The organism is Neisseria shayeganii 871, from assembly GCF_000226875.1.
GTDB classification, from domain to species: Bacteria; Pseudomonadota; Gammaproteobacteria; order Burkholderiales; family Neisseriaceae; genus Eikenella; species Eikenella shayeganii.
Window position 1 is genome coordinate 721,805 of the sequence record NZ_JH164926.1, and the last position, 21,510, is coordinate 743,314.

At 60.9% G+C, this 21,510-nt stretch carries 21 protein-coding genes; 11 read left to right on the plus strand and 10 right to left on the minus strand.

Annotation, left to right across the window (positions count from 1 at the left end):
• Positions 1–30 precede the first annotated feature (30 nt).
• The 10 genes from tmk (at position 31) to accD (ending at position 10,194) form a co-directional block, all read left to right on the plus strand.
• Complete coding sequence (gene tmk / locus HMPREF9371_RS03295) at positions 31–648, plus strand: dTMP kinase (RefSeq protein ID WP_009118473.1); 618 nt, start codon at positions 31–33, stop codon at positions 646–648.
• A 32-nt stretch (positions 649–680) separates the two neighbouring features.
• A complete protein-coding gene (locus HMPREF9371_RS13120; RefSeq protein ID WP_232203116.1) occupies positions 681–911 on the plus strand; it encodes a lipoprotein signal peptidase in 231 nt (76 codons plus the stop codon).
• 35 nt (positions 912–946) lie between these two features.
• Entirely contained in the window at positions 947–1,249 is a 303-nt protein-coding gene (yajC, locus tag HMPREF9371_RS03300; RefSeq protein WP_040660088.1) for a preprotein translocase subunit YajC, read from the plus strand.
• An 82-nt stretch (positions 1,250–1,331) separates the two neighbouring features.
• A complete protein-coding gene (gene secD / locus HMPREF9371_RS03305; RefSeq protein ID WP_040660090.1) occupies positions 1,332–3,167 on the plus strand; it encodes a protein translocase subunit SecD in 1,836 nt (611 codons plus the stop codon).
• 6 nt (positions 3,168–3,173) lie between these two features.
• The gene (gene secF / locus HMPREF9371_RS03310) at positions 3,174–4,112 is read left to right on the plus strand and encodes a protein translocase subunit SecF (protein WP_009118477.1); all 939 of its coding nucleotides are present in this window, start codon (positions 3,174–3,176) and stop codon (positions 4,110–4,112) included.
• A 289-nt stretch (positions 4,113–4,401) separates the two neighbouring features.
• Positions 4,402–5,670: a paraquat-inducible protein A gene (locus tag HMPREF9371_RS03315; RefSeq protein ID WP_009118479.1), complete on the plus strand. Its 1,269-nt coding sequence runs from the start codon at positions 4,402–4,404 to the stop codon at positions 5,668–5,670.
• 29 nt (positions 5,671–5,699) lie between these two features.
• A complete protein-coding gene (gene pqiB / locus HMPREF9371_RS03320; protein ID WP_009118480.1) occupies positions 5,700–7,328 on the plus strand; it encodes an intermembrane transport protein PqiB in 1,629 nt (542 codons plus the stop codon).
• Complete coding sequence (locus HMPREF9371_RS03325) at positions 7,328–7,870, plus strand: PqiC family protein (RefSeq protein WP_009118481.1); 543 nt, start codon at positions 7,328–7,330, stop codon at positions 7,868–7,870. Before pqiB ends, HMPREF9371_RS03325 begins: the two co-directional genes overlap by 1 nt.
• Before the next feature lie 73 nt (positions 7,871–7,943).
• On the plus strand, positions 7,944–8,780 hold the full coding sequence (trpA, locus tag HMPREF9371_RS03330) for a tryptophan synthase subunit alpha (RefSeq protein WP_009118482.1): 837 nt from the start codon (positions 7,944–7,946) through the stop codon (positions 8,778–8,780).
• Between the two features lie 550 nt (positions 8,781–9,330).
• Positions 9,331–10,194 (plus strand): acetyl-CoA carboxylase, carboxyltransferase subunit beta, encoded by an 864-nt coding sequence (gene accD, locus HMPREF9371_RS03335; RefSeq protein ID WP_009118484.1) that lies wholly within the window; start codon positions 9,331–9,333, stop codon positions 10,192–10,194.
• A gap of 77 nt (positions 10,195–10,271) precedes the next feature.
• Here accD and HMPREF9371_RS03340 read toward each other — a convergent pair whose 3' ends face one another.
• The 7 genes from HMPREF9371_RS03340 to HMPREF9371_RS03370 all read right to left on the minus strand — a co-directional run bounded on the left by HMPREF9371_RS03340 (position 10,272) and on the right by HMPREF9371_RS03370 (position 16,243).
• On the minus strand, positions 10,272–11,159 hold the full coding sequence (locus HMPREF9371_RS03340) for a radical SAM protein (RefSeq protein WP_009118485.1): 888 nt from the start codon (positions 11,157–11,159) through the stop codon (positions 10,272–10,274).
• Between the two features lie 107 nt (positions 11,160–11,266).
• Entirely contained in the window at positions 11,267–11,908 is a 642-nt protein-coding gene (gene leuD, locus HMPREF9371_RS03345; RefSeq protein WP_040660092.1) for a 3-isopropylmalate dehydratase small subunit, read from the minus strand.
• A gap of 118 nt (positions 11,909–12,026) precedes the next feature.
• On the minus strand, positions 12,027–12,215 hold the full coding sequence (locus HMPREF9371_RS03350; RefSeq protein ID WP_009118487.1) for a hypothetical protein: 189 nt from the start codon (positions 12,213–12,215) through the stop codon (positions 12,027–12,029).
• A 168-nt stretch (positions 12,216–12,383) separates the two neighbouring features.
• A complete protein-coding gene (gene leuC / locus HMPREF9371_RS03355; RefSeq protein WP_009118488.1) occupies positions 12,384–13,793 on the minus strand; it encodes a 3-isopropylmalate dehydratase large subunit in 1,410 nt (469 codons plus the stop codon).
• 213 nt (positions 13,794–14,006) lie between these two features.
• Complete coding sequence (locus tag HMPREF9371_RS03360; RefSeq protein WP_009118489.1) at positions 14,007–15,029, minus strand: pseudouridine synthase; 1,023 nt, start codon at positions 15,027–15,029, stop codon at positions 14,007–14,009.
• Between the two features lie 135 nt (positions 15,030–15,164).
• A complete protein-coding gene (scpB, locus tag HMPREF9371_RS03365) occupies positions 15,165–15,776 on the minus strand; it encodes an SMC-Scp complex subunit ScpB (protein ID WP_009118490.1) in 612 nt (203 codons plus the stop codon).
• Between the two features lie 122 nt (positions 15,777–15,898).
• Positions 15,899–16,243: a YraN family protein gene (locus HMPREF9371_RS03370; protein WP_040660094.1), complete on the minus strand. Its 345-nt coding sequence runs from the start codon at positions 16,241–16,243 to the stop codon at positions 15,899–15,901.
• Between the two features lie 52 nt (positions 16,244–16,295).
• Here HMPREF9371_RS03370 and rsmI point away from each other — a divergent pair, with 52 nt between their 5' ends.
• Positions 16,296–17,171, plus strand: a complete 876-nt coding sequence (gene rsmI, locus HMPREF9371_RS03375; RefSeq protein WP_009118492.1) for a 16S rRNA (cytidine(1402)-2'-O)-methyltransferase — start codon at positions 16,296–16,298, stop codon at positions 17,169–17,171.
• A gap of 411 nt (positions 17,172–17,582) precedes the next feature.
• On the opposite strand, the gene argJ is transcribed toward rsmI, so the two are convergent.
• The 3 genes from argJ to HMPREF9371_RS03390 all read right to left on the minus strand — a co-directional run bounded on the left by argJ (position 17,583) and on the right by HMPREF9371_RS03390 (position 21,487).
• On the minus strand, positions 17,583–18,800 hold the full coding sequence (gene argJ / locus HMPREF9371_RS03380) for a bifunctional glutamate N-acetyltransferase/amino-acid acetyltransferase ArgJ (RefSeq protein ID WP_009118493.1): 1,218 nt from the start codon (positions 18,798–18,800) through the stop codon (positions 17,583–17,585).
• Positions 18,801–18,859: 59 nt separating this feature from the next.
• Positions 18,860–20,251, minus strand: a complete 1,392-nt coding sequence (locus HMPREF9371_RS03385) for a chloride channel protein (RefSeq protein WP_040660096.1) — start codon at positions 20,249–20,251, stop codon at positions 18,860–18,862.
• A 324-nt stretch (positions 20,252–20,575) separates the two neighbouring features.
• Positions 20,576–21,487, minus strand: coding sequence for a LysO family transporter (locus HMPREF9371_RS03390; RefSeq protein WP_009118495.1), 912 nt, complete (start codon positions 21,485–21,487; stop codon positions 20,576–20,578).
• Positions 21,488–21,510 lie beyond the last annotated feature (23 nt).

Here is a 21,510-nt window from a genome sequence, read left to right on the forward strand (position 1 = left end):
TCCATGTAAAGGCTACCTGAAAACCTCGCCATGAACGCCAAATTCATTACCCTAGACGGCATCGACGGTGCCGGCAAAACCACCCAACTCAAGGTCATCCGCGACTGGTTCGCCCGCCAGGGTCTGCCCGTCCGCTTCACCCGCGAGCCCGGCGGCACGCCCGTGGGCGAAGCCCTGCGCCAACTGCTGCTCAGCCCCGACACCCGCATCGGTCTGCGCGCCGAAACCCTGCTGATGTTCGCCGCCCGCGCCCAGCATCTGGAAGACGTGATCCTGCCCGCCCTGCACGACGGCATTTCCGTGGTGTCCGACCGCTTCACCGACGCCACCTTCGCCTATCAAGGCGCCGGCCGCGGCCTGCCCGCCGACGATGTGGCCGCCCTGGAAAACTGGGTGCAGGGCAGCCTGCGCCCCGACCTCACTTTCCTGCTCGATGTGCCCTTGGCCGTTTCCATGCAACGCATCGAAGAAAACCGCGAAAAAGACCGTTTCGAGCAGGAACAGGCCGCCTTCTTCACCCGCGTGCGCGAAGGCTACCTGAAACGCGCCGCCGCCGCGCCGGAACGCTATGCCGTGATCGACAGCAACCGCGACAAAGCCGCCGTACGCAGCGAAATCGAAGCCGTTTTGCAGCGTTTGTTCGCCTAAGGCGGGTTTCCGACCCCAAGCGCTGACGGCTCATTCACAACGCGCACCAGCGGCTTTCAGGTAACCTGAGACCTTTGCAAAACCCCCATCTGCGGCGCATTTCTGCGTTGTGCGCTGCTCACTCACTTGCCTATCTAGATGATATGTCTGCGTTCGCTGCGCTGCTACGCCTTGAACTGCATCCACATCTGGGGGTTTTGCAAAGGTCTCAGCCTGCCCGCCGGCACAAGTGTTGGAAAAACCCCGAATGCCGTTTACAATAGCGCGTTTTTCCCTCACGCTTTACGGAGTTTTTCCCATGATTTCCTTCGCCTTTGCCGACGGCGCCGCTGCCGCCCAGCAACCCAGCCTGCTGCTGAGCTCCCTGCCTTGGATCTTCCTGCTGGCGCTGTTTTATTTCATGATTCTGCGCCCGAGACAGGAAGAAAAACGCCGCCAGCAAATGCTGGCCGAACTGAAAAAAGGCGATAAAGTGATGACCACTTCCGGCATGACCGGCAAAGTAAGCAAAGTGGGCGAACAGTATGTGACCCTCGAAATCGCCCCCGGCGTGCCGGTAGAGTTCCACCGCCAAGCCATCACCGTCAAAATCGAAGGCTGATTGGGGTCTCTCCGCAGCCCCTGCGGCAGCGCATGCTTTGCGCTGCCCGTTTCCGTTTCCGAACGCTTCCGAAAGCACGCATATGAACCGTTATCCGATTTGGAAATACCTCCTGATCGCACTCACCATCGTGGTGGCCGGCCTCTACGCCCTGCCCAACCTCTACGGCGAAACGCCTGCCGTGCAGGTATCGAGCAGCCGCCAGTCGCAGCCGGTCAATGAAACCACCGAGCAGGCCGTGGCCCAAGCGTTGGAAGAAGCCGGCATCCGCCATCAAGGCATGTTTATCGCCGACGGCAGCCTGCGGGTGCGTCTGGCCAACGAAGAAGAGCAGAGCAAAGCCCGCGACGCCATCGAGCGCAAACTGGGCAACGGCCACATCATCGCGCTCAACCTGATTGCCAACACGCCCGAATGGATGAGCCGTTTGGGCGCTAACCCCATGTTCCTCGGCCTCGACCTGCGCGGCGGCGTGCACTTCACCATGCAGGTGGACATGAAAGCCGCCATCGAGAAAACGCTCGACCGCATCGCCGGCGATTTCCGCCGCCAGCTGCGCCAAGACAAAATCCGCAGCGGCAGCATCCGCAAACAAGGTCAGACACTGGTGGTGCCCTTCCAAGACGAAGCCACCCTGCAGGCCGCTCTGCCCAAACTGCGCCAGCAGGCGCCTGATGCCGAACTGACCACGGAAGGCAACAACATCGTGGTGCGCCTGCCCGAGCAGACGCTGGCCGACATCCAAAGCGCCGCCGTCAAGCAAAACATCAATACCCTGCACAACCGCGTCAATGAATTGGGCGTGGCCGAGCCGGTGATCCAACAAGCCGGACCCGACCGCATCGTGGTGCAGCTGCCCGGCGTGCAGGATACCGCCAAAGCGAAAGACATCATCGGCCGCACCGCCACCTTGGAAGTGCGCATGGTGTCCGACGACCCCGCACTCAACCAGCAGGCCGCTGCCGGCAATGTACCGGCCGGCTACGAACTGCTGCCGGTGCAGGGCGGCGGCCAGTTGCTGGTGAGCAAACAGGTAGAGCTGACCGGCGACAACATCAACGACGCCCAACCGGGCTTTACCGAGCAAAACCTGCCTTCGGTCAACCTGAATCTGGACAGCGCCGGCGCCGCCATTTTCGCCGACATCACCCGCAACAACATCGGCCGCAGCACCGCCATGATTCTGATCGACCAAGGCCGTGCCGAAATCATCACCGCCCCGCGCATCAACGAGCCGATTCCGGGCGGCCGCGTGCAGATTTCAGGCAGCATGAGTTCGGACGAAGCGCGCGATGTGGCCCTGCTGCTGCGCGCCGGCTCGTTGGCCGCTCCAATGGAAATCATCGAAGAGCGCACCATCGGCCCGTCTATGGGTAAGGAAAACATCGAAAAAGGCTTCCAATCCACCTTGTGGGGCTTTTTGGCGGTGGCGCTGTTTATGGTGTTCTACTACCGCCTGTTCGGCGTGTTCTCCGTGCTGGCGCTGAGTGCCAACCTGCTGTTTCTGATTGCGATTCTTTCTATGCTGCAGGCCACCCTCACCCTGCCCGGCATCGCCGCCATCGCGCTCACCCTGGGCATGGCCATCGACTCCAACGTGTTGATTAACGAGCGTATCCGCGAAGAATGGCGCGCTGGTGCCACGCCGCAGAAAGCCATCAACGAGGGCTACCGCCATGCCTGGGCCACCATTGTGGATTCCAACATCACTTCGCTGATTGCCGGCATCGCCCTCTTGATTTTCGGCTCCGGCCCGGTACGCGGCTTCGCCGTGGTGCACTGTATCGGCATCCTCACCTCCATGTACTCCTCCGTGGTGGTGTCGCGCGCCTTTGCCAATCTGTGGTACGGCCGCCGCCGCAAACTGGAAAGCCTCTCCATCGGCATCCGCCCCCAACCCCGCGCCGCCAAGGAGTAAACCCTTATGGATCTGTTCCGTTTCAAACGCGATATTCCCTTTATGAGCTACGGGAAAGTCACCACCCTGATTTCCCTCATCACCTTTATTGCCGCCGTTTTCTTTCTGTTTACCAAAGGCTTGAATTTCTCTGTGGAATTTACCGGCGGTACCGTGATCGAAGTGCAATATGAAAACGAAGGCGCCGATCCCAACCGGGTGCGCAGCCGCTTGGCCGAATTGAAAATGGGCGAGGCCCAAGTGCAAACGCTGGGCACCAACAAACAGCTGATGATCCGCCTGCCCAACAAAGAAGGCGTCAGCTCCGCCCAGCTCTCCAACCAAGTATTGGAGCTGCTGAAACAGGATCACCCCGATGTGAGCCTGCGCAAAGTGGAATTCATCGGCCCGCAAGTCGGCGAAGAGCTGGTCAACCACGGCCTGCTGGCGCTGCTGATGGTGGTGGTGGGCATCATCATCTATCTGTCGGTGCGTTTCGAATGGCGTTTCGCGCTGTCGGCCATCATCGCCAATATGCACGACGTGGTGGTGATTCTGGGCTGTTTCGCCCTGTTCCAATGGGAATTTTCGCTCACCGTGCTGGCCGGCATTTTGGCCGTGCTCGGCTACTCGGTAAACGAATCGGTGGTGGTGTTCGACCGCATCCGCGAAAACATCCGCAAACCGGCCATGCGCGGCAAACCGATTCCCTACATCATCGACAATGCCATCACCGCCACCATGAGCCGCACCATCATTACCCACGGCTCCACCGAAGCCATGGTGATCGCCATGCTGTTGTTCGGCGGCCCCGCGCTGGAAGGCTTTGCCATCGCACTCACCATCGGCATTGTGTTCGGCATTTATTCGTCGGTGCTGGTGGCCAGCCCGCTGCTGCTGTTCTTCGGTCTCACCCGCGAAAACATCATCAAGCCGCCCAAGCAAAAAGAAGAAGCGGTGGTGTGATCCGCCCCTTTGCCCCCACAGGCTACCTGAAACGCCATTCGCGCTTTCAGGTAGCCTGTTGGCTTTGGATAATCAATACATCTGAGGGTTTTGCAAAGGTCTCAGGCTACCTGAAAGCCGTCAGCCGCCCACCCGTCTTTACTTTTCCCAATCACGCCCGGTTCACACTTTCCGCTATAATCCGCTTTCGTTTTTCGCTCGGTTTCCTACTCCCTTCACTGTTTTGAATACCGCCAAGCTTCGCCGGCGCTGGATCCGCAGCCGCTACCGACCGCTGCCCCGGGCCACCATGCGCGCGCACCCGCTCAACTGCCACTCCTGCGGCCTGCGTTTGGATATTCCGCCGCTCACGCAGGGCAAAGCCGCGTTTTGCCCGCGCTGCGGCCATCCCTTGGCGCGCGTGGAAGCCAACCCCTTTATGCTGCCGCCGGCGCTGGCGCTCGCTTCGCTCACCGTGCTGTATTTGGTGTTTAGCCAGCTGTTTATGCACCTGACCATGCCGCGCAGCAGCATTTATCTCACCCTGCCCGAAATGATGCGGGTGTTGGTGGTGCAGGAATTCGGCTTTCTGGCCGAAGTGATGTTTGTCCTCACCTTCGGTTCCCCGTTGGTTTTCTGCCTGCTGTGTCTTTATGTTTACGGCGCGCTGCTGCTCAACCGCCCGCTACCCTTTCTGCTCGCCGCCACCCGTGCGCTGGTGCGCCTGCGCGGCTGGATGATGGTGGACGTGTTTTTTATTTCCGCCCTGGTGGCCTACATCAAATTGAGCAGCATCGCCACCGTGCATTTCGGCCCCGCTTTTTGGCTGATGTTCGTGCTCTCCGTGCTGCTGATCCGCACCGCCCAATCGGTGCCCGAACATTGGGTGTACTACCAGATCCGCCGCCTCAACGGCCAGCGGATGCCGCCGCAGATCGAAGGCGAATCGCTCAATTGCAGCAAATGCCTGTACGACCGGCCGGCAAATGAAGAGCATTGCGGCATCTGCGGCTCTGCGCTCTACCGCCGCCGCCCTTACAGCCTCGGTTTGAGCACCGCCTTCCTGCTGGCCGCCGTGATTCTCTACTTCCCGGCCAATCTGATGGTGATGATGGTATCCTCCAACCCCACCGCGGTGGAGATCAGCACCATCTTGAGCGGCATCATTTATATGTGGGACAAAGGCGACCGCGTGATTGCCGCCATCATTTTCAGCGCCAGCATCATGGTGCCGGTATTGAAAATCCTGGCCATGGCGGTGTTGATCGTGTCGGCCCGCTACCGGCTGCTGATGCCGCCGCAGAAGCTGGCCGCGCTCTACCGCATCACCGAAGCCGTCGGCCGCTGGTCGATGATCGATATTTTCGTCATCGTGATGCTGATGTCCACTTTCCGCACCCATCTGGCCCGCGTCGTGCCCGGCGAAGCCGCGGTCTTTTTCTGCCTGGTGGTGCTGCTGACCATGCTGTCGGCTCACTTTTTCGACCCCCGCCTGTTGTGGGACAAAGCCCGTCACGCACACAAGCCCGCCAAAGCGGCCTCCCAGCCGCCGTCCGAGACCGCTGAACAGGCTACCTGAAACCGCGCCCGCCTCACGAGTTTCCGAACATGAACCACACACCTCCCCAAGCCCGCATCCGCCGCAACAGCACCTTTTCCTTTATGGTGTGGCTGATCCCCCTCATCGCCCTGCTCACTGGCGCCTGGCTGTATATGCAGCACCTGCGCCAAACCGGCCCCGAGATCACGCTGCATCTGGCCGATGCCGACGGCATCGAGGTGGACAACACCGTCATCAAAGTACTCAACGTCAACGTCGGCCGCATCACCGACGTCCGCCTGCGCCCCGACGGCCAAGGCGTGGCGCTTACTGCCCGTCTCAATGCCGACGCCAAAGACATGATGCGCAAAGACACCCAGTTTTGGATTGTCAAACCGCGTGTCGACTCCGGCGGCATCACCGGCTTGGGCACCTTGGTGTCCGGCTCCTACATCGCCTTCGTGCCCGGCAAAAGCGAAGAAACCGCAGACACTTTTCAGGTAGCCGATTTCCCGCCGGTAGCGGCCTTCGGCAAAAGCGGCCTGCGCCTGCGCCTCAAAGGCAGCAGCGACAAAATCCTCAGCAGCGGCAGCCCCGTTACCTACCGCAACATCAGCGTGGGCAGCGTAGAAAGCGCCGATTTCGACCCGGTAAGCAAAACCGTTGCCTACCAAATCTACATCCACAGCCCCAACGAAGCGCTGATCGGCAACAACGTCCGCTTCTGGCTGCAAAGCGGCATCAATGTCGAACTCGGCGGCAGCGGCGTCAAAATCGACACCCCCTCCCTGCCCGCCCTGATTTCCGGCGCCATCGCCTTTGAAGAGCCCGCCGGCGGCGGCAAAGGCAGTCCGGTCGGCAACAACACCCTGTTCACCCTCTACCCCAGCCGCGCCGAAGTGGACAACCTGCCCGAAGCGCGCTCGCTGTATTACGTGGTCTTCTTCAAAGACAGCATCCGCGGCCTCAGCGTCGACGCCCCCGTCGAATACAAAGGCATCCCCGTCGGCACCGTCAGCGAAGTGCCCTATTTCGAGCGCAACGACAGCCTCGGCCTGTTCGACAACGGCTGGATTCCCGTACGCATCCGCATCGACCCCGCCCGTCTCGAACTCAATGCCGACAGCCAAAGCCAAGAAGCCTGGCGCGACCAGATCGACCGCGCCCTGCAACGAGGACTCACCGCCACCCTCGCCAGCAACAATCTGCTCACCGGCAGCCTGTATGTGGAACTCGCCGACGCTCCCCCCGCCACCAACACCCTCAAACCCGCCGCCAGCTACCGCGGCGACACCGTCATCGCCAGCCGCAGCGGCGGCGGCCTCGGCGAGCTGCAACAGCAGCTCGCCGCCCTGCTCGACAAATTCAACCGTCTGCCGCTCGACAAAACCGTGGGCGAACTCAACGGCAGCCTGGCCGAGTTGAAAGCCACCCTGCGCCAAGCCAACCAACTGCTCGGCAAACCGCAAACCCAGCAGATTCCCGCCGAGCTCAACCGCACCTTGGCCGAACTGCGCACCACCCTGCAGGGCATCTCCCCGCAATCGCCCGTTTACGGCGATGTGCAAAACACCCTGCGCCAGATCGACCGCACCCTGCGCGACGCCTCGCCGATACTCAACACCCTGAAAGAACAACCCAACGCCCTGATTTTCAATTCAGACACCGTTGATCCCACCCCGAAAGGAAGCCGCTGATGCCGCGCCCTCCCCTACTCGCCGCCTGCCTGACCGCCGCCCTACTGGCCGCCCTACTGGCCGCCTGCGCCGCCACCCCGCCGGCGCACTACTACACCCTGCCCGACAGCGCCTATCTCCCGCCTGCCGGCCGCAACGGCCCCGCCACCGCCGTACAGATCATCTTAGCCGCCCCCCTCGACCAAGGCGGATTGGTCTATCAAACCGACGCCCTGCAGCTCAATTTCGCCCGTCAAAACCTGTGGGCCGCCCCGCTGGAGCACAGCCTCGCCGCCGCCTTCAGCAACCGCCTCAACCGCAGCGGCAGCGGCCTCTATGCCCCCCACAACCGCCATCACGGCGCACAAGTGCTGAAAATCTACATCGAACAATTCCAAGGCACCTACCACGGCCACACCGTCGTCAGCGGCTACGCCCAATGGCCGGACGGCCGCACCCGCCCCTTCGACATCCGCACCCCGCAGCAGGGCGACGGCTACCCCGCCATGGTCGAATCACTCTCGCAAGGCATCGAACGGGCGGCCGACGCCATCCTGCCTTAAGCCGGCACCCCCATTACGCAAACCAAAGGCTACCTGAAACCCTTTTCAGGTAGCCCTAACTCACGGACACCCCATGACCACCATCCAACACACCTTCCAACAACTCAACGGCCGCCCAGCACTGATTACCTACATCACCGCCGGCGACCCCGATCTGAACACCACCCTGCAGCTGATGCACAGCCTGGCCGACAACGGTGCCGACATCATCGAATTGGGCGTTCCCTTCTCCGACCCGATGGCCGACGGCCCCACCATCCAGCGCGCCGCCGAGCGGGCCTTGGCACAAGGCGTGTCCCTACGCGACGTGCTTGCTCTCACCGCCCGCTTCCGCGAACGCAACCGCCACACCCCCGTGGTGCTGATGGGCTACCTGAACCCCATCCACAAAATGGGTTATGCCGATTTCGCCCGAGCCGCCGCCGAAGCCGGCGTTAACGGCGTGCTCACCGTAGACAGCCCCATCGAAACCATCGCCCCGCTTCACCGCGAACTGCGCGCCCAAGGCCTCGACACCATCTTCCTCGTCGCGCCCACCACCGGCGAGGCGCGCATGGCCGAAATCGGCCGGCTGGCCGGCGGCTTCGTGTATTACGTTTCCCTCAAAGGCGTTACCGGCTCCGCCGCACTGGATACCGCAGACGTGGCCGCCAAATTGGCCGTGCTGCGCCGCCACATCCATATCCCCATCGGCGTGGGCTTCGGCATCAACGACGCCGACAGCGCCCGCCCAATCGCCGCCGTGGCCGATGCCGTCATCATCGGCAGCCGCATCGTCAAAGAAATCGAAACCCATCCCGGCCGAGAAGCCGCAGCCGTCGGTGCTTTGGTGCACGGTTTGAAGGCCGCCATAGCCGGCGCTCTGCCTCTCAAGGCCGATTCCCGCGCATCCGCAAGAGATGCCGAATGACACATCGAATCACCTTGCCCTCGCTGATGACATTGCTGTTCGCCGCCTACGGACAGAGCAGCGCTGCTACGCCGAGCGCCTAGCCGGCCGCAGAACAAGCGCGCTTACGCCCGTCTTTCGTGCAAGAGTGTGCCGCACAATTCTCCGCCCGACACCAAGCGCCATACCCAGGAAGTGGAAGCCATGGGCCGTGACATTTTGGAAAACGGCCTCCAAACCTGCCCGCCGCCGGATGACTGACAGCAGCGCAGCGGTGGGGCGGCAGCAGGCAGCAAGCTCCCCCGATACCGCCATCATGGCCAGCCTCCACCCCCCATCTTTACCGAAGCAATCTGTACGCAAAGATTGAGTAAAGTGCCCAAGCAGACTATCATAACGCTTTTGCGTCCGCTTTCAGGTAGCCCGTATGGCGTTTCTTGCTGCCTGTGGCTGCCAACATCAGCGACGGCCGAAGCGCTCGGCAACACGCCCAAACCATCACAACAGGCAGCCCGGCCAGACACTGTGCAACGGCCGTGCCCTACCCATCCGCATCCTTAAGGAGCAAGCCATGAGTTGGCTAGATAAAATCCTCCCCCCGAAAATCAAACGCGACGACAACGGCAAATCCGGCATTCCCGAAGGCCTGTGGCGTAAATGCCCCGCCTGCGGCGAAGTGCTCTACGCCACCGACCTGCAGCAAAACCACCAAGTGTGCCCCAAATGCAGCCACCATACCCCGCTGAGCGCACGCGAACGCCTCAACCTGCTGCTCGACGAACACGGCCGTGAAGAAATCGGCGCCGGCGTCAAACCCAGCGACATCCTGAAATTTAAAGACAGCAAAAAATACCCCGACCGCCTGAGCGCCGCCCGCAAAGACACCGGCGAAGACGATGCCTTGGTGGTCATGAAAGGCGAAATCCACGGTCAAGCCGCCGTGGTGGCCGCCTTCGAATTCCGCTTTATCGGCGGCTCGATGGGCTCGGTAGTGGGCGAGCGCTTCGTGCGAGGCGTGCGCGCAGCGGCAGATAACAACGCCGCCTTCATCTGCGTGGCCGCATCCGGCGGCGCCCGCATGCAAGAAGGCCTCAACTCACTGATGCAGATGAGCAAAACCAGCGCCGCCTTACACCTTTTGGCCGACAAGCAGCTGCCCTTTATCTCCGTGCTCACCGATCCCACCATGGGCGGCGTCTCCGCCAGCTTTGCCTTCCTTGGCGACGTGGTGCTGGCCGAACCCAATGCTCTGATCGGTTTTGCCGGCCCGCGCGTGATCGAGCAGACCGTGCGCGAAACATTACCCGAAGGCTTCCAGCGCGCCGAGTTTCTGCTGGAAAAAGGCGCCATCGACCAAATCGTAGACCGCCGAGAAATGAAGGCCCGCATCGCCAAACTCATCTGCCTGCTGCGTAATCAAAACATTGCCGCCTAATCGGCGTTACACAAATAACAGGCTACCTGAAAATTTTCAGGTAGCCTGTCTTGCGCTTCAAACACCGGCCTAAAAGCTTACAATCCCCGCAGCCATTCCGGCCGCAAACCGGCCTGTTCGGGTGCGGCGATGGCGGCGTGTACTTGGGCCAGCAGGGCTTCTTTGTCGCGGTTGAGCCGGCCTTTGAGCACCAAATAATTGGAAGCGTGGTCGCTGCGGAACACGGTATTGTGCAGTTGTAGTTGCGACAAAAACAGCGCCATTTCTTTCATCAGCCCCACGGTATCCGGCAGTTCGAAATCGGGGTAGCCGCTGCGCAAGCGCGCTTCGCCCATGGGAAAGGACACCACCAAGGTGGAGAGGTACTCGGGCTGGGTATCATTCATCAAACGGGCCGAGTTCAGCGCATGCTGCTCGCTCAAACGGGTGCCGCCCAGGCCGTTGAGGATCATCACCGAGCGGGTGATGCCGGCGGCGCCGAGTTTCAGCAAAGCTTCGCGCGACGAGGCATAAGTCTCGCCCTTGTTCACCAAGCGCAATACTTCGTCGTCGCCCGATTCGCAGCCCACATACACCATTTTCAGGCCCGCCGCCGCCAGCGCCGCCAAATCGTCGGCGCTTTTGTTTTGCGTGTTGCGCGGCAGGCAGTAGGCGGAAATGCGCTCGACCTGCGGCAGATGGCGCTTAACCGCTTCGAGTATCGCCAGCAGGCGGCGCGGCGACAGCGCCATGGCGTCGCCGTCGGCCAGAAACACGCGCCGCACCGACAGCCTGGCCTCGGCCACGCGCACCAAATCGGCTTCGATTTCGTCTTGGCTGCGCACGCGGAATTTTTTCTGCGGCGCGGTGTACATCTCGCAAAAGGTGCACCGGTTCCACGAGCAGCCGTTGGTCACCGGCAAAATCAGCGAACGCGCCTCGCTGGGCGGACGGAACACCGGTTCGATATAGTGGATGGGGTACATAGACAAATTATTGTTTTGAATAATGGAAAATCGGCATGGATTGCCGGCCAAAGGCTACCTGAAACCAAGTTTCAGGTAGCCTTTGTGATGCAGGGCCGGTGCGGCTGTCAGGCCTGAAACAGCCAAGGCTGGCTTTGGCGGCGGTTTGCCTCGAAGGCCCGGATCTCGTCTGCATGCTGCAGGGTGAGGCCGATTTCGTCCAAGCCGTTGAGCAGGCAGTGTTTGCGGTGCTCGGTGATGTCGAAGGGGAAGGATTCGCCGCTAGGCGTGGTCACGGTTTGCTGCGCCAAATCCACTTGTAGGCGGTAGCCTTCTTGGGCTTCGGTTTCACGGAAGAGCTGTTCGACGGTTTCTTCGCTCAAAACAATGGGCAGCAGGCCGTTTTTATAGCAGTTGTTGAAGAAAATATCGGCGAAAGAAGGCGCAATCACGGCGCGGAAACCGTAATCGTCCAAGGCCCACGGCGCGTGTTCGCGCGAGGAGCCGCAGCCGAAATTTTTGCGGGTGAGCAGGATTTGCGCACCTTGGTAGCGCGGCTGGTTAAGCGAAAAATCGGGATTCAGCGGGCGTTTGCTATTGTCCATGCCCGGCTCGCCGTGATCTAGATAGCGCCATTCGTCAAAAGCGTTCGGGCCGAAGCCGGCGCGTTTGATCGATTTCAGAAACTGCTTGGGAATGATGGCGTCGGTGTCCACATTGGCGCGGTCGAGCGGCGCCACCAGGCCGTTGAGAGTAGTGAAAGCTTTCATAGTGGTTGTATGGTTGCGGGAAAAATGGAAAAAAGGCTGCCTGAAATAAGACAGCCGCTGAATCGAGGAAGCCGTTCGGGGCGCTCCGCGCACCAGACCGAACGGCCTCATACAAAGTTTATTGGCTGACTTCCTGCAGTTTGTCGCCGGTATTGCTCAGGCCTTGGCCCACGGCACGGCCGCCGGCTTTAACCGCATCGCCGGTTTTCTCCACATTGCGCGAAGTGTCTTCTTTCACGCCGTGCCAAGTGCTGGAACAGGCGGCCAAAGCGAAAGCGGCGGCAACAAACATCAGATATTTTTTCATCTTGACTCCTTTCGGTCGTATCAACTTAAACAACACATGACAACCATCATGCGCCGCCCATTATCGTTGAAAACGGCAGGGAGTCGGACCCATTTAGCGGAACTTTACGGTCTGCCCGCCACATCGGGCTAACTGAAAACCGCTCCGGTCATTCCGACCGGCGGCCAATCACATCAAGGTGCGCACGTCGGTAAAGTGGCCGGCCACGGCGGCGGCGGCGGCCATGGCCGGGCTCACCAAATGGGTGCGGCCGCCATTGCCTTGCCGGCCCTCGAAGTTGCGGTTGGACGTGGAGGCACAGCGCTCCTGCGGGGCGAGGCGGTCGGCGTTCATGGCCAAGCACATGGAGCAGCCCGGCTCGCGCCATTCGAAACCGGCTTCGGTAAAGATTTTGTCCAGGCCTTCTTGTTCCGCTTGCGCTTTCACCAGACCGGAGCCGGGCACCACCAGCACGCGGTTGACATTGGCGGCTTTTTTGCGGCCTTTCGCCACGGCGGCGGCTTCGCGCAAATCTTCGATGCGGCTGTTGGTGCAGGAGCCGATAAACACCACGTCCACGGCAATGTCCTGCACCGGCGTGTCGGCGCTCAAGCCCATGTATTTCAGGGCGCGCTCCATGCCTTCGCGTTTCACCGGATCGCTTTCCAAGGCCGGATTCGGCACCTTGCCGTTGACGTCCAGCACCATCTCCGGCGATGTGCCCCAGGTCACCTGCGGTTCGATGTCTTCGCCTTTGAGGCGCACCACTTTATCGAATTCGGCGCCGGGATCGGACACCAAGGTACGCCAGTAGGCCACGGCGGCCTCCCATTGTTCGCCTTTGGGGGCGAAGGGTTTGTCTTTCACATAATCAATGGTTTTGTCGTCCACCGCCACCATGCCGGAGCGGGCACCGGCTTCGATGGCCATATTGCACAGCGTCATGCGCCCTTCCATCGACAGGCTCCGAATGGCCTCGCCGCCAAACTCGATGGCGTAGCCGGTGCCGCCGGCAGTGCCGATTTGGCCGATGATGTATAACGCCACGTCTTTGGCGGTGATGCCGGGCTTGAGGCTACCTGAAACCTCGATCAGCATGGATTGGGACTTTTTGGCGGTGATACACTGGGTGGCCATCACATGTTCCACTTCGGAAGTACCGATGCCGTGCGCCAAGGCGCCGAACGCGCCGTGGGTGGAGGTGTGCGAGTCGCCGCACACCACGGTCATGCCCGGCAGGGTGGCACCTTGCTCCGGCCCCATCACATGCACAATGCCTTGCCCCTTGTCTTTAAACGGGAAGTACGCTAGGGCGCCGAATTCTTTGATGTTGGCGTCTAAGGTGTCCACCTGCAGCTTGGAAATCGGGTCTTTGATGCCTTCGTCCCAATGGTCGGTGGGGGTGTTGTGGTCGGCGGTGGACACCACGCTGTCCACCCGCCACAGCTTGCGCCCGGCCATTTTCAGGCCCTCAAAGGCCTGCGGGCTGGTGACTTCGTGCACCAGATGGCGGTCGATATACAGCAATACGGTGCCGTCTTCTTCTTCGCGGACCACATGGCTGTTCCAGAGTTTGTCGTAAAGGGTTTGTGCGCTCATGGTTGTGTTTCTTCTAAACAATCGTCGTGTGAAACGGGAAAACGGCGGCTATTATGCTTGCGCTTTAGACAAAGGGCAAGCTGTTTTGTCTAAAAATCGCTAAGCAGCTCGCCCCATATCAGAAAAAGAGTAAATTTATAGACAATATGTCTAATTTACAAAATGGTTAGGCTACCTGAAAGATAGACGGCTACACCCATTAAACCGCACCGTTCAACGGCGCCGTTTGTCGCCCGGCAAACGCATATCGGCCCAACGCATCACGCCGGCCACTTCCGCCGGATTGAGCTCGTAAAACTGGCCGCGCTTCAGGCGGTTGGGCAGGCCGATCGGGCCGAAACCCACGCGCACCAAGCGGCTCACGGTAAGACCCTGGCTCTCGAAGATGCGGCGCACTTCGCGGTTGCGGCCCTCTTTGATGACCACGTTGTACCACTTGTTCGCACCTTCGCCGCCCTGCTCCTGAATGCGCTCAAGCACCGCCAAACCGTCGTCCAACATCACGCCCTCGCCGGTCAGCATGCGCATCTGCTCCACGCTCAATTCGCCGAGCACGCGCACCGCATATTCGCGCTCCACCTCGAAGCTGGGGTGGGCGAAGCGGTTTACCAACTCGCCGGAAGTGGTGAGAATCAAGAGGCCGCTGGTATTGATGTCCAAACGGCCGATGGCCACCCAGCGGCTGCTCGCGGCCTGTGGCAGACGGTCGAACACGCTCACGCGCCCCTGCGGGTCGTCGCGCGACACAATCTCGCCTTCCTGCTTGTAATAGAGAATGATGCGCGGCAGGCGGTCGGGCCATTTCAGTTTGATCACATTGCCTTTCACCACCACTTGGTCTTCGGGCGATACTTTGTCGCCCAATTGGGCGGTTTTGCCGTTTACCGTCACCAAACCCTGCTCGATCCAAGCCTCCATCTCGCGGCGCGAGCCGACGCCGGAAGCCGCCAGCGCTTTTTGCAGACGCACCGGCTCGATGCTGTCCAAATTGCTGCGCTGCTCTTTCAAATCGCGGGCGCGCTCCATGATTTTTTGGTTCGGATTGCGCACCACCAGCTTTTTCGCCTTGGCCACCCGGGTTTTCGGCGCCGGCGCGGCTTCTTGCTGTGCGGCTTGGCGCGCAGGTTTGCCTTTCGGGCTACCTGAAAGGTTTTTCTTGGCCGCCGGCCGGCCGGCCGGCTTGCTGCGGCCGCCGTCGCGCCATTCGCGCTTGCTGGTGGGGGACGTTTTTTTCATGGTGGAACTCCTAACTCGTGATCAACGGTTCTTCTGCGGCTTTATGCGGCAGGATAAAAAGCGGCTGCGGGCGGGTTTTTGATGCAACGCCCGCCCGCAGCCGACATCAAACTGATTTTTCGGCCCAAACGGTTTTCAGGTAGCCTCTGGGCCGGCATCGGATACGCTCTCTTCCGTCTCTTTTTCTGCTTCTCCCGCAGGCAGTTCGGCCAGTTCAGGCAACACCAATTCGCCCAATTCGGTTAAGGGCGGCAGCTCGTTGAGGCTTTCCAAACGCAAATCGCTGAGAAACACCGCAGTGGTGGCCCACAAAGCCGGCCGGCCGATGGAATCGCGGTGGCCGATGACTTCGATCCAACCGCGCTCTTGCAGGGTCTGCATCACGTTTTGCGACACCGCCACCCCGCGGATGGCTTCGATGTCGCCGCGGGTAACCGGCTGCTGATAAGCAATAATGGCCAAGGTTTCCATTACCGCCCGCGAATAGCGCGGCGTGCGCTGCTCCTGCAGACTGCCCAAACGCTCAAATGCGGCAGGGGCTACCTGAAAACGCCAACCTTCATGGGTATGCACCAATTCTAAGGCGCGGCTTTGCCAGCGGGTTTTCAACACGGCCAATACGTCGATCAATTTGTCAGCCGACAGCGGCGGCTCGCACAATTCGCGCATAGCTTTTTCGCCGAGCGGCTCGGCCTGAGTCAGCAGCGCGGCTTCGATCAGGGCGTCGGGCGGGAGTTTGTCTGTCATCGTGCGGCGGGGAAGATTTTAAAGGGACGAAAAGGGCGGAATTATAAAGCTTTTTGCCTTGAAGCGTGTCATCAGCAAGCTTGCCTCGCCCGATTTTGCCGATTCTTGCGCATGGCACCCGCTCAGGCGCCGATGTTTTTCAGCCATTGCGGCGGGCCACAGCCGTCTAACAGCACCGCGTCCAAGCGGCAATCGGCATGCGGCGCGTGCTGTTGCAGCCAGGCTTCTGCGCTGCGCGACAGTTTGGCCAGCTTGGCCGGCGTGATGCTGGCCGCTGCCCCGCCAAAGGCTTGGCCGCTGCGCTGCCGCACTTCGACAAACAGCACCGTCTGCCCTTCCTGCGCGATGATGTCGATCTCGCCGTAGCGGCAATGCCAGTTGCGCGCCAGAATGCGGCAGCCGCAGCGTTTCAGGTAGCCGCAAGCCGCTTCTTCCGCTGCTTGCGCACGGGGATGGTTGAGCCGCATCAGCCCTCCTTTCGTGATATAGTCCGCACCGTTTTCACCATTCTGCAAAACCATGTGGCAAAAAATTCTGGATAAGGCGGCCGGCCAAATCGCGCCCGGCACCCTGTATGTGACCGCCACCCCCATCGGCAATCTGGCCGACATCAGCCTGCGCGCACTGGCGGTGTTGCGGCGGGCAGACCTCATCTGTGCAGAAGACACGCGCGTCAGCCAACAGCTCTTGGGCGCCTACGGCATTCAGGCCAAGCTGCTGAGCGTGCGCGAACACAACGAGCGGCAGATGACGGAACGGGTGATCGCCGCGCTGGCTGAAGGGCTGGTGGTGGCGCAGATTTCCGATGCCGGCACGCCGGCGGTGTGCGATCCGGGCGCAAAGCTGGTGCAGGGGGTACGCGCAGCAGGTTTTCCCGCCGTGCCGGTGGCCGGTGCCAGCGCAGTGATGGCCGCCCTCAGCGTGGCCGGCGTGACCCGGCCGGATTTCTATTTTGCCGGTTTTCTGCCGCCCAAAAGCAGCGAGCGCCAGCGGCGCTTGGCCGAATGGCGGGAAGTACCCTATGCCGTGGTCATGTTTGAAACGCCGCACCGCATCGAAGCCACTTTGGCCGAGATGGCCGCCGCTTTTCCGGAGCGCCAACTGGTGCTCGGCCGCGAAATCAGCAAAACTTTCGAAACCTTCCTCAGCGGCAGCGTGGCCGATGTGCAGGCGCAAGTAGCCGCCGATGCCAACCAAAGCCGCGGCGAAATGGTGTTGGTGCTACACCCGCCGCTTGAGCGCACCGAACAGGCGCTCACGCCGCAGGCCAAGCACGTCATGCAGCTGCTGGCCGCCGAACTGCCACCCAAAAAGGCCGCCGCCCTGGCCGCCGAAATCAGCGGCACGCACAAAAGAGATTTGTACGATTGGTTATTGCAACAAAAAGCGGATTAATTGTGTATCGACGGTATCGGCAATATCCATCCGCAAAGCAAATCTTGCCTGCAAACTTTGGCAGAATACCGAGATCAGCATATCCACCCTGTTTTCTACTTTTCTACCGCAACCACAGACTGAGACCTTTGCAACCCCCATCTGCGACGCATTTCTGCGTTGTGCGTTTATGCCCTATGGGTACTGCTCGCTCGCTTGCCTATCTAGATGATACGTCTGTGTTCGCTGTGCTGCTACGCCTTGAATTGCATCTACATCTGAGGGTTTTGCAAAGGTCTCTTCCTGGCTTTCCTTTACCTCGCATCAATTACCTTGTGGGTGGGTTGAATGTCGATTCGGCCTAGAGCGTGCCGTCAGAGGGTGCAACGGCGGCGTGACATCCGCCGCCGAGCCAGCAAGCTTGTGAATGCCTCAACTGCGGTAATCCGCATTGATGGCCACATACTCTTTCGACAAATCGCAGGTATAGATTTTGCTGTTTACCTGGCCGCGCTGTAGGTCGATGGTGATGGTGATGTCGCTTTCGTTCATCACCGCCTGCCCGTCTTCCTCGCGATAGCTGGCCGCGCGGCCGCCGTGTTCGGCCACCAATACCTCGCCTAGATACACGCGGATGCGGTCGGTATCCAAATCGGCTATGCCGGCGTAGCCGATGGCGGCCAGGATGCGGCCGAGGTTGGGGTCGGAGGCGTAAAAGGCGGTTTTTACCAGCGGCGACTTGGCCACCGCATAGCCGACGGCACGCGCTTCTTCGCGGCTGCCGGCATTTTGCACATCCACGGTGATGAACTTAGTAGCCCCCTCGCCATCGCGCACAATCGCCTGCGCCAACTCCAAAGCCACTTCGTTGAGCGCGGTTTGTAGGGCTTGGGCGGCCGGGCTGGCGGCATCGGTGATTTCGGGCAGGCTGCTGCGGCCGGTGGCGGCCACAATAAAGCTGTCGTTGGTACTGGTGTCGCCGTCCACCGTGATGGCGTTGAAGCTGTCGTCGCAGGCGCGTGCGGTCATCGCTTGCAGCAGGCCGGCCTCCACCGCGGCATCGGTAAACACAAAGCCGAGCATGGTGGCCATATTGGGATGAATCATGCCCGAGCCTTTGGCAATGCCAGTGACGCTTACTGTGTGGCCGTCCACGCTGAATTGGCGGCTGGCGGCCTTGGGCACGGTGTCGGTAGTCATGATGGCGCCGGCGGCACGCGACCAAGCCGCGGGGGCGAGCTCGGGCAGGGCCGCCAAAATTTTATCGGTGGGCAGCGGCTCCAAAATCACGCCGGTGGAAAACGGCAGCACCTGTTCGGTTTGGCAGCCGTTTTGCGCCGCCACGGCACGGCACACCGCCTGCGCGGCATCGCGGCCGCCTTGGCCGGTGCCCGCGTTGGCATTGCCGGTGTTCACCACCAAGGCGCGGATTTCGCTGCCCGAAGCCAGATGGCTGCGGGCTACCTGAACCGGCGCGGCACAAAAGCGGTTGCGGGTGAACACGGCGCCGATGCGGCAGCCGGGCGCCAGCAGCATCAGGGTCAGATCGTCGCGGCCCGGCTTTTTGATGCCGGCCTGGGCAACAGACAGCTGCACGCCGTCAATCGGGTGCAGATTGCCCTCATCAGGCGGGGTAAGGTTGACAGCCATCGGAAAACTCCTGAATCAAAAAAGTAAAATCAAACAGCAAGCTTTCAGGTAGCCTGAGGCTACCTGAAACCGGATTCGGCTTTGCCGGCCTGCACTTCTTCGCGCACTCGCTGGCGGAAACGGGCGGCGGCAAAATGATAAAACGGTTGCGGGCAAAACTGGCGCGAAATCACCGAAGCGGCAATCGAGGCAATCAGCATCCAAAACAATAAAGACTGGCTGCCGGTCATCTCCATCACCACCACGCTGGCGGTGAGCGGCGACTGGGTGGCCGCCGCCAAAAAAGCCGCCATGCACAGCAAAGCCAACACCCCGGCCGGCGCAGCCAAACCGCTCAGCTGCGATACATGCACGCCGATCAGCGCGCCGATGGTGAGCGAGGGCGTGAAAATGCCGCCGGGAATGCCGGCCCAATAAGAAATCACCGTGGCCGCCCATTTGCTGCCGGCCGCGCCCAAAGCGGCATCGGTATTGCCGCGCAACGCCGCCGCCGCGGCTTCGTAGCCCGTGCCGTAGGTTTCGCCCTGCGTCAGCAAACCCAAGGCCGCCAGCAGCAAACCGAACACCCCGGCCAGCCACACCGGATGCCGGCGCATCCAGCTGCGCCAGCCGCGCGGCGCCAGCCAATCCGCTCCTTTGCTCAAAAAGCGGGCAAACAAACCGCCGGCCACTCCGCACACCGCCGCACACACCAACACCCATTCCAGCATATTGCTGGCCAGCTCGCGGCCGTGGAAACCTTTGAAATAAGTGTTGTTGCCCTCAATCGCCACCAAAATAAAACCGGCCGCCAGCACGCCGATAAAAATCTGCCGCTCCCAGCGCAAAGCCACCGCACGGCCCAGCTCCTCAATGGCAAACACCACCCCGGCCAGCGGCGCATTAAAGGCCGCCGCCAAACCGCCGGCCGCGCCGGCGGCCAGCAAATCGTTTTCGCGCAGGTTTTTAAACGCCAAATCGTGTTTGCGGCACCAGCCGCCCCACGCGGCCATCACCGCCGCACCCACCTGTACCGACGGCCCTTCCCGGCCGATGGACGCGCCGGCCAGCATGCCGAGAAAGGTGAGCGGAATTTTCAATAGCGTCTGCCCAAGTGCCACCAAGCGGTTTTTCTCCGCGCCGTGCGGCAGCGATAGCGCCGCCAACACCTGCGGAATGCCGCTGCCCGCGGTATAGGGCGCATAGCGGCGGGTAAACCACACCAACAGCATCATCGCCGCCGGCAGCACCACCACGGCCGCCCAAGGGTAGGCCCGTGTCCACTCTTGGTTCAACTCCAGCGCATAATCGGCCAAACGGGCAAAACCCAGCGACACCAAAGCCACCAGCGCCGCTCCCGCCAGCAACAGGGCGAAAGCCGCCGTTTTGCGCGACAGGCGTTTGGTTTGTTTGATTTTTCGGGACAGGGTTTTGCCGATGCGGCTGCTGATCCTGCCGGCCTGCCGGTACATGGCATTCCTTTCTAAGCGTGAGCGGACGGGGCGGAAACCGATGAAGAAGGGCGTGATTGTAAATAAGAAAACGACCGCTGGGTAGGGCAAGCCGGCACAGAAACGGCAAAGCAGCGTGTCAGGCTGAGACCTTTGCAAAACCCCCAGATGTGGATGCAGTTCAAGGCGTAGCAGCGCAGCGAACGCAGATATATCATATAGATAGGCAAGTGAGCGAGCAGCGCTCAACGCAGAAATGCGCCGCAGATGGGGGTTTTGCAAAGGTCTCAGGCTACCTGAAACGCTGCTTTGCCGTTAGCCAAGCTCGGCAACGGCCTCAGCCGCTTAAAAATGCCAAGCCGAAAACACCACCATCAGCACAGGCGGCAACACATTGGCGATAAAACCGAAGCTGATCGCCATCGGCACCACTTCCAGGCCGCCGGACGAACGGATCACCGGCAAGGTGAAATCCAAGCTGGTGGCGCCGCCGCTGCCCACCGCCGCGCCGGGAAAACGCGGCATGATCATCGGAATAAACACCAGCGCAAAAAACTCGCGCGACAAATCGTTGATCAGCGCCACGCTGCCCCACACCGGGCCGTAAGCCTCCGTCATCATGATGCCGGACAGCGAATACCAGCCGAAGCCCGAGGCCAGCGCCAAACCTTTGCTCCACGACACCTCCGGCATCAGGGCGGCAAACAGCAGCCCGCCGGCCAGGCAAGACGCGGTAAACCACAGGGCTACCTGAACGCCGCGCTTATTGAGCAGAATCTGGCGCAAGGTAATGCCGCTGCCGCGCAACTGCAAACCCACCAAAAACACCAGCAGCATCAAGGCATACGTGCCGGTGGATTCCGGCGGCAGCCAAGCAGGCGGCAGCAGCCAGCCCAAAGCGAAACCCGCCGCCACACAGGCAATCTGCTTGATGCTGCCGCCGATGCTGATGCGCTGTTTTTTCTCCTCCGCCGCCAAAGAGCGCTGCCACGGGCGGAAATGGTCGAACGCACACAGCACCAACAGATTCAGGCCCATGGTGCAAGCAAACAGCAGCAGCACCGACACCGCAATACCGCCCAGCTGCTGCCCCAAATTGCCCACCTGCGACAGCGAAATGCCGATCAGCAACAAAATCAGATACACCAATACCGCCAAAATCCGGTCCACCGCCCGCAACCACGGCTTGGGCAAGCGGATAAAAAAACCGACAAACAGCGGCGTCAAAATGGCCAGCAGCGTCAACAGGCTTTGCATAAAACGTCCTTATCGTCCGGCAG